Origin of the sequence: Neisseria dentiae, assembly GCF_014055005.1 — a bacterium.
Classification (GTDB): Bacteria; Pseudomonadota; Gammaproteobacteria; order Burkholderiales; family Neisseriaceae; genus Neisseria; species Neisseria dentiae.
The window spans coordinates 2,129,825-2,146,163 of sequence record NZ_CP059570.1; the positions used below are offsets into that span (position 1 = coordinate 2,129,825).

General features: G+C 53.7%; 5 protein-coding genes and 4 pseudogenes. 2 read left to right on the forward strand and 7 right to left on the reverse strand.

Annotated elements, in window-relative coordinates:
- The first annotated feature begins 204 nt into the window (after window positions 1–204).
- Window positions 205–435 carry a hypothetical protein gene (locus H3L92_RS10005; protein WP_143824346.1) on the forward strand — a complete coding sequence of 77 codons (231 nt, stop codon included), beginning with the start codon at window positions 205–207 and terminating at the stop codon, window positions 433–435.
- Window positions 436–630: 195 nt separating this feature from the next.
- Here H3L92_RS10005 and H3L92_RS10010 read toward each other — a convergent pair whose 3' ends face one another.
- From H3L92_RS10010 to H3L92_RS10025, 7 genes and pseudogenes are all read right to left on the reverse strand, one after another.
- Entirely contained in the window at window positions 631–1,125 is a 495-nt protein-coding gene (locus H3L92_RS10010) for an outer membrane protein assembly factor BamE (RefSeq protein WP_085366136.1), read from the reverse strand.
- Between the two features lie 56 nt (window positions 1,126–1,181).
- The gene (locus H3L92_RS10015; RefSeq protein WP_245945427.1) at window positions 1,182–10,946 is read right to left on the reverse strand and encodes a YadA-like family protein; all 9,765 of its coding nucleotides are present in this window, start codon (window positions 10,944–10,946) and stop codon (window positions 1,182–1,184) included.
- A 21-nt stretch (window positions 10,947–10,967) separates the two neighbouring features.
- Window positions 10,968–12,203 (reverse strand): annotated as a pseudogene (locus H3L92_RS13645) (hypothetical protein); the annotation flags it as partial.
- Between the two features lie 149 nt (window positions 12,204–12,352).
- The gene (locus tag H3L92_RS13395) at window positions 12,353–12,571 is read right to left on the reverse strand and encodes a hypothetical protein (RefSeq protein WP_245945428.1); all 219 of its coding nucleotides are present in this window, start codon (window positions 12,569–12,571) and stop codon (window positions 12,353–12,355) included.
- 70 nt (window positions 12,572–12,641) lie between these two features.
- Window positions 12,642–13,556, reverse strand: a pseudogene (locus H3L92_RS13650) (ESPR-type extended signal peptide-containing protein); the annotation flags it as partial.
- Window positions 13,557–14,036: 480 nt separating this feature from the next.
- Window positions 14,037–14,911, reverse strand: a pseudogene (locus H3L92_RS10020) (IS5 family transposase).
- Window positions 14,912–15,193: 282 nt separating this feature from the next.
- Window positions 15,194–15,607, reverse strand: a pseudogene (locus H3L92_RS10025) (IS1595 family transposase); the annotation flags it as partial.
- A 260-nt stretch (window positions 15,608–15,867) separates the two neighbouring features.
- Here H3L92_RS10025 and H3L92_RS13655 point away from each other — a divergent pair.
- Entirely contained in the window at window positions 15,868–15,969 is a 102-nt protein-coding gene (locus H3L92_RS13655) for a hypothetical protein (RefSeq protein WP_115336223.1), read from the forward strand.
- Window positions 15,970–16,339 lie beyond the last annotated feature (370 nt).

The following is a 16,339-nucleotide window of genomic DNA, read 5'->3' on the forward strand; positions in this document are numbered from 1 at the left end:
CAGCCAACCGCTTGTTGGTTGCCATATCTATAATCAGTGTTTCGGCATACAGGCAATCTGCCACACTGCCTTCGCTTAATACGAATTTTACCGGCATCCCGTGGGCATCCACCACTAAATGCAACTTGGTATTCACCCTCCTTTTGTACTACTCATGCCTTCATTGTCGCCTTTAGCTCCCATCGCATAGGGATGAACTTTGATATGGGTGGCATCAACCACTATATCTATTTTTTCTCCCGAAAGGATGAACGCCAGTTTCGTACAAATGCCTTTGTTGTGCCAACGAATGAAATGGCGGTGGGGGTTGCTCCAGCCGTCGCAATCGGGAGGCAGATCGCGCGATGGTGCGTCGGCTCACAGTATCCAGAAAACGGTATTGATGAATTGCATGTTATCCACCGCCTGATCACCTCGGCCGCCTTTTCACCCTGACAGGTGGGTTTCAATAAGGCTCCATTATTGATCGGTGAGTTCGTGTCGGTGATGAGCAGGCTATTTCATGGAAGGCTTGTTTAGGGTGATGAGAGCAGGATAGTCTCATGTTTTGTGGATTGTGGCTACACTATACTAAGGCCGTCTGAAAAATTTTTTTCAGACGGCCTTTAACGTTTCAAACGCCTTACCCGGTTACTGGCGGATGCGCTTGTTGGAGGTTTCTACTTCGCGCACAATGATTTGCGGTTCGGGTTCCGGCTCCGCAACGGGGCAGGAAGCGGTTTCGGGGTCGACGGCTTTCCAATAGAAGCTGCGGGCGTATTTTTTGCTGTCGTAAATGATTTTGAACTGGCAGGTGGTTACGTCGTTTGTGCCCTGCCCCGGGGTGTGGAAGTGGAACACATAATCCCATTCGCGCACGTTGAACATGCCTTCATTAAAGTGCGGGCGGCCGAGAAGTTTGTAGAACTCGTCTTTGGTCATGCCTGCTTTGATTTTGCTCAATTCGTCGGCGGTGGGGAAGGTGCCTCGGTTATGGGCAAACGAAGGGGACACTTTGCTCAGTTTCGGCCACACGGGGTTGTCGGTGGTGCCGTCCCTGCTCACGTTGCTTTTGGTGGCGCAGGCCGACAAAGCCGCCGCCAGCAGCAGGCTCGCGCCCGCCTGAATGATGGTTTTTGTTTTCATATCGTTTTCCTTGTTGTTTCAGACGGCCTGCGCCAACAGGCCGTCTGAAAGCCTTGTTACCATTGATAACCTACACCTGCGGTGGCACCGTAATGGCCGCGCGAGTTGCCGGTGGCGGAGCCTTTGATTACCCAGTTGCCGTTGTCGGAAATGCTGGAGTAACCCACGGCATAGCCGCTTTCGCCGCGATATACGCCGCCTGCTACGGCCACCATGCTCTTACCGGGCATATAAGCCTGCGGCAGGCCGGCTACGGCCATGGCGGTGGCTGCGCCTGCGTTCGAGCGGTTTTCCACATCGTCGATGCGCTGGTTGAGCTGGTTGCCCATGTTCACCGTGTAGTTGGCCACGCTGTTGATGGCTTCGTTGGTGTAGTACAACTGGCTGCCGTTGATGGCATCGGTTGATGTGGCGGACACCACGCCTGCGGCCACATTTTGGATTTGGCGGGTTTCGCCTTCGGTGCCCACACTTACCACACCGACCGCATCTTGCACACCGGCCACGTTGGCATCATTGGCACCTGCGAAGGTGTAGTTGCCGCCGCCGGCGGTGGTGTGTACGGCGGTTGCCGAAGCGTTATCGCCCAAGTACACGGAATTCGCCAAAGTAGCCTTGATATTGCTGCCCAATGCGTAGGCATTGTCGGCGGAAACCGTGTTGTTGTTACCGATAGAGTAAGCGCTGTCGCCGGTAACTACGGTCGGGTCGCCGATAGCGCCTGACTGCTTGCCGGTTACCACGTTGCCGGTACCGATGGCGATGCTGTCTTCAGCCAGTGCTTGCGAGCCTGTGCCCATGGCGATGGCACGGGTGCCGCTGGCTACAGTGCTCTGTGCGTAACCGGTTACGTTGCCGCCGGCATCTTTCACTTCGGTTACTTGCGCGCCGTCAACCTGAATGGATGCGGTATAGGTGTTACCCATCGCCACCGCACCTTCGCCGCTGGCTACCGATTGGTAACCGATGGCTGTGGCATATGCGCCCGAAGCACTGGAGTCTTCGGTGTTATGGCCTTGTGCCACGGGCTCCACTACACCATCGTTGGTGTGGAAGAACTTGATACCTTGCTCGTTCATCTTGCCCACGGCCTGAATCACGTCGTTGGTAACGTAAGTGTTTTGACCTTCCACGTTATAAGTGGTCAGCGTGTATTGGTTGCCGCCCTTATCGGTTGAAACCGCCACGGTTTGGTTGGTTTCGGTGGTGGTCGTCTTCGTGCCGTCGGGGTTGGTTACCACAGTTACTACGGTGCCGGCCGGAGTGGTGGTGCCGTCGGCGTTTTCGGTAGCCGGAGCCGTGATGGTATTAATGGCGTTGGCATTGCCACCCAGCACTTGGTAAGCCTGATACAGCTGGCTGCCGTTAATGGCGTCTTTGCTGGTGGCGGAAATCTCACCGTCGGCTACGTTGGTGATTTTCTTGCCGCCCGCATCCAAACCGCTTGCGGTAATGCTCGGGCCGTTGGCGATGCTCAGGCCGCTGTTGTTCAGCACGGCATCGCCGGCTTTCACGCTGTCCACCGCCAAATCTTTAGCGGTTGAAACGGTGTAGTTGGTGCTGCCGTCGGCATTGGTGCTTTGCGCCACCACAATGTTGTCGCCTGCGCTTACGGTGGTTTTGGCTTCAACCGCCGCCTGGTTCACCGCTGCGATGGCATCGTTCACATTGTTTGCGCCCGTGCCGCCGATATTGCTCATGCTCACGCTGCCGTCGGTGTTAACCGTGGCGTTGCCGCCGAACACGTTGGCTACGGAAGCTGCGGTGTTGTGCAGCTGGCCGCCGTTAACCGCATCGGTGCTGCCTGCGGCTACGCTGCCCGAAGCCACATTGGTTACTTTCTGGTTGTTGGCGTTGATGCCGTTGCCGCTGATGTAGGTGTTGCCGCCTACGCTCACGCCTGTGTCATCCAATACCACGCGGTTGGCGCCCGTGCCTGCGGTTACGCTGTCGAAATTGACGTTTTTGGCCGTTGCCACGGTGTAGGTGGTGCTGCCGTCGTTATTCTTCGTTTCGGCCACTTCGATGTTGTCGCCTGCTGCCACTTTGTTGGCCGACGCTGCTGCTGCGGCTTTCAGTTGGGCTACGTTGGCGGCATCGGTGTCTTGCTCACCGGCTTTCACTCCGCTGATTTGTTTGTTGCCGGCGTCGATGCCTGCCGATGTGATATTCACATCGCCTGCTTTGAGGCCGCCTGAAGTCAGCGCTACATCGTTGCCGACTTTAACGCCGTCGTTGTTCAACACGGTTTGGCCGGTGGTTACGCTGCCGTTGCTGCCCAGGTTGACGGTTTCGGCCAGCTTGATGCTCAAGGTGTCGGTGCCGTTGGCGACAACCGCGATATTGTTGTCGGTTAAGTTGCCGGTGGCGCCGCCTTTGAGGTTAACGGTGGTGCCGAGTTTGCGCTCGACATTGCTGCCGCTGTCGCCTGCGAAGGTTAACGGGCTGTTTACCGCGCCGTTCAGCTTGGTTAAGGCATCGCCTACGTTGTTGGCAACGCTGCTGCTGCCGGTGGCCGGGTCGATGATGGTGTAGGACGGTGCGCTGACGGTGCCGTCGGCATTCACTGTCGAACCGCCGCCTAAGGCGTTGGCTACGGAAGCAGCGGTGTTGTACAGCTGGCCGCCGTTAACCGCATCGGTGCTGCCTGCGGCTACGCTGCCCGAAGCCACATTGGTTACTTTCTGGTTGTTGGCGTTGATGCCGTTGCCGCTGATGTAGGTGTTGCCGCCTACGCTCACGCCTGCATCATCCAATACCACGCGGTTGACGCCCGTGCCTGCGGTTACGCTGTCTACTGTGATGGCATCGGCCAGATCGAAGGTTACGTTATCGTCGGCTGCGGTTTTGCTGATAACGATGTTGCCGTCGCTGTTGTTCAAATCAACGCTCTCGCCCGCACCGACATTGCTGCTGTTTGCTCCTTGGGCAGTCAGGTTCCAGCCCTTGTCGGCAGTGGCTTTCACTGCGGCGATGGCATCGTTGAGGTTGCCTTTGCCGGTGCCGCCGATATCGGCGTTGGTGTAGGTGCCGGTGGCCGGATCATATTGGGTGGCGCCGCCGATAATGGTTTCTACGCCTTTGCCTTGGGCATACAGCTGGCCGCCGTTAACGGCTTCTTTGCTGTCGGCGGCAATGCTGCCGTTTTCCAAACCGCTGATCTTGCCGTTCGTGCCTACGGTTAAGCTGCCTGCTTTGAGGCCGTCTGAAGCCAGGGCTACATCGTTGCCGACTTTGACGCCGTCTTGGTTCAGCACGGTATCGCCTGCGGTTACGCTGTCGAAGCTGACGTTTTTGGCCGTTGCCACGGTGTAGGTGGTGCTGCCGTCGTCATTCTGTTTTTCAGCCACTTCGATGTTGTCGCCCGCTGCCACTTTGTTGGCCGACGCTGCTGCTGCGGCTTTCAGTTGGGCTACGTTGACGGCATCGGTGTCCGCTTTGCCTTCGCCTACGCCGGCAACCGTTTTACCGCCGGCATTGATGCCGTCTGAAGTCAGGCTGACGGGGCTGCTGCCATCGGCGGGGGTTACGGTGATGCCTTTGCCGTTAACGGTAGTGCTGTTGCCGGCATCATCTACGGTTTGGATGCTGCCCAAACCGCTCAGCTCTTTGGCCAGCTTGATGTTCAGCGTGTCGGTGCCGTCGGCCACAACCGCGATGTTGTTGTCGGTTAAATCGCCGGTGGCGCCGCCTTTGAGGTTAACGGTGGTGCCGAGCTTGCGCTCGACATTGCTGCCGCTGTCGCCTGCGAAGGTTAACGGACTGTTCACCGCGCTGTTCAACTTGGTTACGGCATCGCCTACGTTGTTGGCAACGCTGCTGTTGCCGGTGGCCGGGTCGATGATGGTGTAGGACGGTGCGCTGACGGTGCCGTCGGCATTCACTGTCGAACCGCCGCCTAAGGCGTTGGCTACGCTGTTGGCCGTGCCGTACAGCTGGCCGCCGTTAACGGCTTCTTTGCTGTCGGCGGCAATGCTGCCGGCTTCCAAACCGCTGATCTTGCCGTTCGTGCCTACGGTTAAGCTGCCTGCTTTGAGGCCGTCTGAAGCCAGGGCTATATCGTTGCCGACTTTGACGCCGTCTTGGTTCAGCACGGTATCGCCTGCGGTTACGCTGTTGAAATTGACGTTTTTGGCCGTTGCCACGGTGTAGGTGGTGCTGCCGTCGTTATTCTTCGTTTCGGCCACTTCGATATTGTCGCCCGCTGCCACTTTGTTGGCCGACGCTGCTGCTGCGGTTTTCAATTGGGCTACGTTGACGGCGTCTTTGTCGTCGCTACCGGCTTCCAGTCCGCTGATTTTGCCGTTGCTGCCTACGGTTAAGTCGCCCGCTTTGAGGCCGTCTGAAGCCAACGCAACCTTGTCGCCTACTTGCACACCGCTGTTGTTTACGGTGGTGTTACCTGCTTTTACGCTGTCTACGCTGATGGCGTCGGCCAGGTCGAAGACAACGGTGTCGGTATCGGCGGCTTTGGTTACGGTAATGTTGCTGTCTGCATTACGCAAATCAACGGTTTCGCCCGCGCTAACCTTGCTGCTGTTTGCTCCTTGGGCAGTCAGGTTCCAACCTGCATCGGCAGTAGATTTAACTGCGGCAATGGCGTCGTTGATGTTGCTTTGGCCGGTGCCGCCGATATCGGTGTTGGTGTAGGCGCCGGTATCGGGGTTATAAACGGTCGTGCCGCCGATGATGTTTTTCACACCTTCGCCTTGGGCATACAGCTGGCCGCCGTTAACGGCTTCTTTGCTGCCGGCGGCAATGCTGCCGGCTTCCAAACCGCTGATCTTGCCGTTCGTGCCTACGGTTAAGCTGCCTGCTTTAAGGCCGTTGCCGTCCAGCACGGTACCGCCTGCGGTTACGCTGTCGAAGCTGACGTTTTTGGCCGTTGCCACGGTGTAGGTGGTGCTGCCGTCGTCGTTCTGTTTTTCAGCCACTTCGATGTTGTCGCCCGCTGCCACTTTGTTGGCCGAAGCTGCTGCTGCGGCTTTCAGTTGGGCTACGTTAACGGCGTCGGTGTCTGCTTTGCCTTCGCCTACGCCGGCAACCGTTTTACCGCCGGCATTGATGCCGTCTGAAGTCAGACTGACGGGGCTGCTGCCGTCGGCGGGGGTTACGGTGATGCCTTTGCCGTTAACGGTAGTGCTGTTGCCGTCTGCATCTACGGTTTGGATGCTGCCCAAACCGCTCAGGTTTTTGGCCAGCTTGATGTTCAGCGTGTCGGTGCCGTCGGCCACAATCGCGATATTGTTGTCGGTTAAGCTGCCGGTGGCGCCGCCTTTGAGGTTAACGGTGGTGCCGAGTTTGCGCTCGACATTGCTGCCGCTGTCGCCTGCAAAGGTTAACGGGCTGTTTACCGCGCCGTTCAGCTTGGTTAGGGCATCACCTACGTTGTTGGCAACGCTGCTGTTGCCGGTGGCCGGGTCGATGATGGTGTAGGACGGTGCGCTGACGGTGCCGTCGGCATTCACTGTCGAACCGCCGCCCAAGGCGTTGGCTACGCTGTCGGCCGTGCCGTACAGCTGGCCGCCGTTAACGGCTTCTTTGCTGCCGGCGGCAATGCTGCCGGCTTCCAAACCGCTGATCTTGCCGTTAGTGCCTACGGTTAAGCTGCCTGCTTTGAGGCCGTTGCCGTCCAGCACGGTGCCGCCTGCGGTTACGCTGTCTACTGTGATGGCATCGGCCAGATCGAAGGTAACGGTGTCGGCATCAGCGGCTTTGGTTACGGTGATGTTGTTGTCTGCATTACGCAAATCAACGGTTTCGCCTGCGCCAACCTTGCTGCTGTTTGCTCCTTGGGCAGTCAGGTTCCAACCTGCATCGGCAATAGATTTAACTGTGGCGATGGCATCGTTGATGTTGCCTTGGCCGGTGCCGCCGATATCGGTGTTGGTGTAGGCGCCGGTATCGGGGTTATAAACGGTCGTGCCGCCGATGATGTTTTTCACACCTTCGCCTTGGGCATACAGCTGGCCGCCGTTAACGGCCTCTTTGCTGTCTTGGGCCACATTGCCGGAAGTTACACCGGTAATTTTGCCGTTATCGTTAATGGTTACGCCGCCGAATTTCGGGCTTTCGGCCAGCTCGATTACCATTTCGCCGTTATCCACTTTGGTGCGGATGTTACCGCTTGAAGCTGACGCGCCGTCGGCCAAGCCGCCTTTAATGGTAAAGGTTTCGCTCAGCTTTTTGGCCAAACTGCCGCTGTTGCCGGCAAAGTTGATCGGTTTCTGGATTTCGGTGCCGATGTTGTCCAATGCGCCTTGGATGGTAGTGGAGCCGTCGTATTTGCTGCCGTCGGCCTTGGTTACCACCAGCGACGGGGCTGCTACCGTGCCGTCTGCGCTGTTCACGCTTACGCCCAATGCTTGGGCAATCGGGGTCAGCTGAGATACATTAACAGCATCGGCAGGTGCTTTGCCTGCGGCCACGTTGGTAATGTTGTTGCCGCCGTTATTGAGGCCGTCTGAAGTGAGGCTGACGGTTTGTTTGCCCGCCTCTTCAACTTTAATACCATCGTTATTTACCGTAGTACCACCGGTTTGCAAACTGCCTGCCGCGCCGAGATTGATTTGCTCGGCCAGCTTGATCAAGAGGCTGTTGTCGGCTGTGCTGCCGGTAACGCCGATGTTGCCGTCGGTGAGATTGCCGGCGGCACCGCCTTTAACGGCCAGCTCTTCGCCCAGTTTGCGCCCAACTTTTACGATGCTGTTGTCACCCGAGAAGGTTAACGCTTTGGTTACTTCAGTGTTTAATGCAGTTAACGCATCGCCCACGCTGTTAACGGTAGCAACCGCACCGGTGGTGCCGGTGATGTTGTAAACCGGAGCTTTGAATGTGCCGTCACTATTGATGGCTGCGCCGCCGCCGAGAGCGGCAACGGTGTTTTGCAGCTGGCTAACGTTTACTGCGTCGTTGGCCTGCGTACCGGCTTTGATGTTGCCCAACGTTGTCGGTATGGTTGACTGCGGAGCTTGTGCATTTAAGGCGGCAATGCTGATATCGGAGCCGGTATAGGGAGTGTTATCGGCAGATTTTGTAAATGTTACGCTACCGTCCGGATTAACAGAACGGTGCAGCATTTCGCCTTGGCTGTTCACATAAGAAAACGGCGAATTGGCATTAATCACGTTTTGTGTTGCCACTGATATATTATTCATGGCACTTTGCAATTGCTGAACGTTAACCGCATCTAAACCATCGCTTCCTGCCTGCACATTGGTGATTTTCTGGCCGCCCGCATCCAGGCCCTGGGCCGTTACTTTGCCTGTAAAGGTCGGCGCGTTGGCTAACATGATTTCGATATTGCCGCTGCTGTCGGCCACAGTGCGGATATTGCTGCTCGATGCGGCTACGTCGTTCGCCAATGTGCCTTTGATGGTAGTGTTTTCACCCATCTTGCGGTTGAAGTTGCCGCTGTTGCCGGTGAAGTTCAAACCTTGATTGACTGAACCGACACTGTTACTCAACTGCTGTTGAATGGCATACAGCTGGTCGCCGGTAACCGCCTCTGTGCTGCCTTTCGCAACCGAGCCGTTAGCCACGTTGGAAATCACGTTGCCGCCGTTGTTCAAACCGCTTGAAGTCAGGCTTACCGGCGTTTGGCTGCCATCCAGGGTAATGGTTACGCCGTTGGCGCCCAACACGGTTCTATTGCCTTGTGCATCTTGCGCGGTAACGGTGGTGAAGCTGACATCATCTTTGGTAGCCACTGAGATTGTGTTGGCATTTTGGGTGATCTTGATGTTTTTGCCCGCATCAACGGTAACGGTTTCGCCGTTTTGAACCTTTTTATCTGCGGTGGAGGCAGTATTGTCAACCTGTTCGCCGCTTGAAGCGGAAGTGGCCAAATTAAAGCCTGCCGCTTTCAATTGGGCAACGTTAACGGCATCGGTATCCTGTGTACCGGCTGCCAAATTGGTAATTTGGCGGGTAATGCCATGCGCGCTGCTACCTACGGAAACCGCACCATATAATGCGCTGGATGTCCAAGTGCTGTTGTTTTTATCGCTTGCTGCGAGCAGAGGATCAGCACCAACCATTCCGCCGGCTACATCGGCCAAACTGTTTGCGCCCAATGCAACCCCGCTATCCACGCTTGCTATAGCAGAATGGCCGAGTGCCAAAGAACCGGTGTTTTGAGCTTGAGCGCTCGGGCCGAAAGCAGCCGAGTTATCAGCTATTGCTTTTGCGCCATTACCTACTGCCACACCATACCGGCCGCCTCGCAGAGCCGCACCGGATGCATCGGTTGACCCTGCGGTCGCTCCGTTACCGATGGCCACGCTATAAACAGCGTTTTGGGTAGTGGAAGCATTGCTGCCCAACGCTACAGATCCCATACCGCTGCCCGATGCTTTATAGCCGATGGCGGTAATCATACCGGCTGCGGGCACGCTCACTCCTGTTGTGGTAGTGAATGCGGTTGCTTTTGCTTCTTCACCCAAGGCGATACTGCCGTCGGCAGTAACCACGGCGTCTTTACCGATAGCAACAGAATTATTGCCGCCACCATTGTTTGCTGCTGCATTCTTACCGATAACAATAGCATTTTCAGCGCTAACCGTTGCTTGGGCATTGGTGCCGATTACCACAGAATCATTGGATTCGGTTTGAGCCGCATTACCGATAGCAATATTACCTGTTTTGGTGGTTCCGGCAGTTCCGCCCAACGCTTTGGCATTAACACCGATGGCAATACCTTTCAGGCTGGTAACCTGGCTTTCAGTGCCTAACGCCAAGCTTTTCTCCGATTCGGCTTTAGCCAGGCGGCCAAGTGCCGTTGCACCATCTTGCAGGGCTTTGGCATCATTACCAATAGCCACAGTATAGGTATTGTCTGCAGCCGCACCCGAACCCATGGCCACGGCACCATCGTTGGTTGCTTGAGAATCCAAACCGATAGATACGGCAAAGTTGCCCGCACCTTGGGCATTTTTACCCACGGCAACCGCGCTGTCGGCAGTTGCATCGGCACTTTGGCCGACGGCTACGGTATCCTTAGCTGTGGCCGTTGCCTCATTACCCAATACGGTTGCATTGTCTGCCGCAGCATTGGCCAAATGACCGACCGCCGTAGCATTAAGCGCAACTGCTTGTGCTGCTACACCGGCCGCCAGTGAGTTAGTTCCGGTTGCGCCTTTATTGTCGTAGTTGGCGCCTTGGCTTCCACCGTCATTCACACTGTAATAATGTGTTTGGGCATCTTGAAGCTTTTCTACCACGAAATATAACTGACTACCGTTGATGGCATCGGTTGAGGTTTCAGAAATTTCGCCTGCGGCCACATTCTGGATACGGCGCTCGGATCCTGCCGCACCCACCGTTACGGCGCCAACAGCTGTTTGGCCGGCAAAGCCTTCATAGGTTATATTGTTAACCGTAGCCGAACTTACCGTGCCTGTGGCACCAGCACTGGTTGTGCTGCCGGTCGCATTCAGAATATCGGTGTTAAACAATGTGCCCGCCGCATTTGCTGCACCGCCGGCAACTTGGCTGTCATTACCCAAATATACCGAATTGGCCACGGTGACGCCCAATGTATTGCCGGCGGGATCGGAGTTGATGCCACTACCCAATACATAAGTGCTGTCGGTGGTGATGTGGTTGTAGTTACCGATTGCACGGCTATTGTCGGCATCAGCTGTCATCCGGTTCAAATTACCGAACACACCTGCATTATCGGCGGCAATAGGATTGTCTGCCGATCCGTTATCGTTACCGATGGCATAGGTTCCGATGCCAGTGATATGAGAAGGATCACCCAGTGCACCGGAGTTGGCGCCGGAAACAATATTGCCCACACCGATGGAAATAGATTGCAAGCCAGTGGCTTGAGCACCTTTACCGATAGCAATGGCATTATTAGCAGTTGCTTTGGTTTCCGTACCGATAGCTACTGTATCGCTTGCGCTCACACGTGGCACACCCGTACCTTGTCCAGCTTGCTTGCCAATAGCAACATTGTTCGAGCCATTGATAAACTGACCCGCCTGATAACCGGACGCCACGTTAAAGGTTCCAATAGAACCTTGCCCAGCCTGCCAACCAACCGCTACTTGTCCTTGGTTACCAGTTGCATTACGACCTGCATCCACACCGACAAATACTGTATTACTGCCTACGGTACCGCTATATGTTTTGGTATCCACGTTACCTGAGTTAGTGCCGATAGCGACATTGCCCGTACCTTGCGCCGTCGCTTTATTGCCGATAGCCACACTATTTTCTTGATTGGCCAAGCTGGTATTGCCGATAGCCACAACGCTGGCCGCCTCACCTTTGCTGTCAACCCCCAAGACTACGTTACCAGTCCCTGTAGCCCTGGTTCCTTTACCGATAGCTAGAGCACCTGTTGCTGAAGATTGGGCATCATTACCAATAGCCGTGCTATTTTGATGCGTAGATCGGGCTACATAGCCAATGGCAATAGTGCTGTCATTTTCTGAACGTGCACCATCCCCCAAGGCTAATGAAGATTTTCCAATTGCATGAACATCATTACCCCCCGCAAAAGAGTTCTGCCCTACCGCTTCAGAAGCTTGACCGATAGCCGCCGCATTGGTACCTCGTACCACACTAAATGCGCCGATGGCAATTGAGTTTTCACCTGTTAAAAGACTTCCTGTAACGGATGCATTATATTCAGTGCCAGCTTTGTCATAAATTTTACCCCCGGTAACAGTGGCTTTTTCCACAAGCGCTTCAGTACCGATAGCAATCGAACGCGTGGCCGAACTGTTTGTTTTTACACCAACGGCAATTGAATTGGGTCCGGTGATTCTATAACTTGATGTTGCCTGCTGATAATTGGCCTGCTGGCCGATAGCGATTGCGCCGGCTGCTCCCGCATTAGCGGTATTACCCACAGCAACAGCATTACTACCCAAGCTGCGGCTGCTATTGCCGACCGCAACTGTTGTTGCGCCCAAGCCTTTAGCCATTTGGCCAAGCGCCACCGAGCCTGAATTAATCGCTATTGCACGGGAACCGATTGCTACCGAGTGGTTTGCGGAAACTGCCTTTACTGTCGCCGTATTGGTTGTGCCGGGTAAGGTAACAGCAACGGATTGAACGCCCATTTGGGATTCTGTGGAACCTGCACTAACTGCCGAATCAATCGCTTGAGCGGCATTGGCATAAGTACCTAAAATCACATTGCCTGCACCGTTCAAACCGGCACCCGCATCAGTACCTAAACCGATGTTGTTATTTGCATTGCTGCCGTATCTTAATGCACCGTCGCCAATGGCAACATTGCGCCCTTCAATGGCAAGAGCAACAGGATTAGCACCCGCAAAACGACCGATAGAGATATCCCATGAGTTAGAAGATTCAGCAAGTTGGCCGATGGCAATGCCTTGCGCACGAACTGCTTTGGCACGATCGCCAATGGCCAAAGCAGCAGCTCCTGAAGCCAATGATGACGAACCGGCAGCGAAAGTAGCATCGGCAGTTGCTTGTGTACCTTGGCCTACGGCTGTACTTTTCAACGCAGAGGACAACGCACTCTCACCTATTGCTGTAGATTGGGCACCACTACTATTGCTTCCACTACCAATGGCTGTAGATTGAGTGCCACTGCTGATGCTTCTGCTACCAATAGCAATTGCCTTTAATCCTGAAGCTTCGGTGTTAGTACTCTCGTCATAATGTGAACTCATAACAGGATATCGTTCGTCGGAGTATGCTGCATTATCTGCAGCACCGATTGCAATCGACTGTTGGCCGGTAGCAGCTGCAGATTGACCCATCGCTATGGCTCCTGCCGAGGTTGCCCGGGAAACCGTGCCCATAGCGATGGTTTGATTGGCTGTGGCAGCCGCTTGGCGTTGTGCGGCAAAAGAGGCATAACCGCTTGCCAAGGCACCGGGGCCGAGTGCCATTGAATAGCCACCGGTTGCCTTAGCCCAAATACCGAAAGCAGAAGAGCCATCTCCTGTTGCCTCCGCGGCACCACCTACTGCGGTTCCGCCGTGATTGGTGGCGGTTGCTGAGTGGCCAATCACCAAGCCAGCCAAGCTTTGCCCGTCCGGACTCCATACATTTGTTACGGTGGAGCCGACTTGTCTCGGGTTGGCCGGATTATTGTTCATTACCAAAGTAGACACTCTTGATGCACCGATTAAGGTTGCCGTTTCAGAGGTAACAGTATTATTTGTGGTAGAGACTGTGCTAACAATAATAGGAGCTGTTGTGGCGATTCCCGGAACAAGCACCGTTGCTTCTGCCGCATAAACCGCCTGACTGCCCAATCCGAACACCATGCCCAACATCAGCGGAATCACGCGCAATACCAGTTTTGCGCGCGCGGCGATACCGCCCGCTGCTTTCACGCTGCTGCCGACGGGTTTGCCTTTGGCGGTTTCAATCTCAGACACGGCAACCCATGCGCCCAATGCCTCGTTCCAAATACTGCGGTAATTCTTGTTCATAAGTTTTATTCCTGTGGATTCAAACTATTCAATACTCCTCCGGCCAATTCCGAAGCAGCACCCCATCTACAAAATTACAACTGACGTTTATTGTCACTTGGTGGCAAAATATGTACACTCAATCTATATCTTAATTTATAGTATTGAAATTGATATTATTGCCGTTTGCGATACAAATCAGCCGTTTATCGAAACATCATTATCAAATACCATTTGATTTTTAACATTTCTTATAAAATATAAACACTATACATGCAATTAGCGTGCCATATGAAAATTGACTTGCTTATTTTTAACAAACGAGAAAAGCAAAGGCCGTCTGAAAGCTTTCAAACGGCCTGAGACCTTTTCGAAATACCAGCTACCCCATCCGGGCGGTTATCTGAACAATCAAGTAACCGTTTTTTCATTTTAAGACGTGTTTTTCGTCCATATTGCCCCCAATTAACCCTCATATCGGGGTACTGATTGCCTTTTCTTTCAGGCAGCAGCAGGCACACGAAGCCTGTTGGCTGCCTTTAGCAGGTTCAGGCACACCGCTTTCAAATGGCTTTGCGCCCGTACTTTCCGTAAACCAACACATGCGCTCTTTTACAGCCGAACTTCCGGTGCAGCGTACCGAAGGTTTACTCGACCACATAACGCACTTTCGATAGCTGCGTATTGCGCTGTTTCTCCTGCTCCGTTAAAGGTTTGCCCCAGTGTGCCCTACGCATAATGCCGTCGGATAGCCGTTTGCTTTGCAGATGTTCCCGGTTGGCTTTACTGTCATACCCCTTATCGGCATAGACGGTTGTTTCGGGTGCGAGGCCGGCCAATAGCGGTTCGAAATGGTTGCACTCGTGGACGCTGGCCGGAGTGATGTGTAGTTTCTCGATATAGCCTTCCGAATCGGTGCGGGTGTGTTGTTTGTAGCCCAAGGTGAATTTGCCGTCTTTCTTCACCCAGCGCGTATCCTTGTCTTTGCTGGGCAAGGTTTCGGCGGTAACACCGTTTTCATCGGTTTCGATAGCCTGACGCTGTTTGCCTCCGGCGGTTTGGATGATGGTGGCATCAATCACTGCCGCCGGGGCTTTCTCTATTTTTAAGCCTTTTTGGGTCAGCTGGCAGTTAATCAGTTCGAGAAGCCGGGCTAAGGTGTCATCCTGTGCCAGCCAATTGCGGAAACGGCAGAGGGTGCTGTGGTCAGGTAAGGAGACCTCATCAAACCCGCAGAAGAAGTAGAAATCCAGACGGGTGGCTAAACAGCGTTCCAATTCCGGATCGGAGAGGCTGCGCCATTGGCCGAGCAATGGATAGCTGTCGATATGTTTGCCCATCATGATTTGGGCTTGTTGGTGGAATAAGCAGCTCATCAAAAAACTCCTCTGAATTCTTTAAGGGAATTTAGAGGAGTTTTTTGCGAGGGGCTGGTGGTGTGGGAAAAGGTCGGGTTGTTTACATTTTTTATGCCAAACGACTTTTGTTTTTTTTGCTGGAATGATGGTTTCGTGATTTTTGAGCATTCTCAAGAACGATGCGGCTTCGCCGTGCCTTTCGGCATTCTTGACAACCCTCAAAAATCCCAAAATGGGTCTGCATGCAAAAAACGGAAAGTATAAACAACGCTAGAATTACCTACAGCTTAGGAAGCAAAATTAGCCCAAGGGTCGATTTCGCAGTATTTTAAGCAAGACTTTATACAGATCATCATGCCTGTGATTGAAGCGAAATTCGGTTCCCTTTAAGTGTAAATAAAAAGTCTGTTTCGGTACACCGTTAAATTTAACCAAGCGGTTTTTGGCATAACCCCAAAACGATTCGATGCCGTTAATGTGTTGCGCACCCCGAGCGAACTCGTCTGCGCCATGATGTACCCGGAAGTGCTTTTCATAGCCCATATCGACCAAACCGTGATAGCCGCGCCAGCCGTCGGTATTGATGACACTTTCAACAGCAACCCGCCCTCGAATAACCTGTTGCAGTGTAGCTTTCGAGGTATCCGGCACGATTTCGGTATAGACTTTGTCGTCCCGTTTTAAGATGCCGAAAACAATGGTTTTGCCTCCTGCTTTTTAATAGGCATATCAGAAATTTATCATCATTTTTGCTGATTTTGCTTCCTAAGCCCCTAATTTAAATTACAATCTGCTCATGACCTATCCAATAGACTTCCGCAAACTCGCCTTTGCAAAACTTGAACAATGCATCCCCATCTGCAAAGTAGCTCAGTACCGATACGGTGTTCAAATGAAAAAAGAACCCCGCTTCTAAAGGCTATCCCCAAAAATAGAAAGCCTCACAAAATCAGCAAACAGGTACTGCTTCAGAATTGCTTCAGGATGTAGAACAATACCCCGACGCTTATCGTACCGAGCGAGCTAAACGCTTCGACTGCTCAGCCAATGCTATCCACAAGACATTGAAAAGATAAAGAATCAGCCAAAATAAAAACCAAGAAACATCCCAAAACCGATGCCAGGCTCAGCAAGCGTTTATCAAACCCAAACACTGTCTCCATCTGAAAGACCGTCCGATTGTCTGTCTGTATGAAAGTGAATCCAAGGCCCCCACCTTCCGCTCTTATGGTTATGTGGGCAAAGGTCTTAGTCGGTTTATTTGAATGTAGCATTCAACTGCAGGATATTCGATACTTGGTTGGAGCAAATGCTGATACCTCAGCTTCTAATCATCAGTGTGGTTGTAATGGACAATATGGTGGTTTGTATAAGGGTAAGGCTGGAGCGTTGCTGAAAGGAAAGGGCATACCGTTTTATGGCTGCTGCTTGGCAGTCCCAACCTGA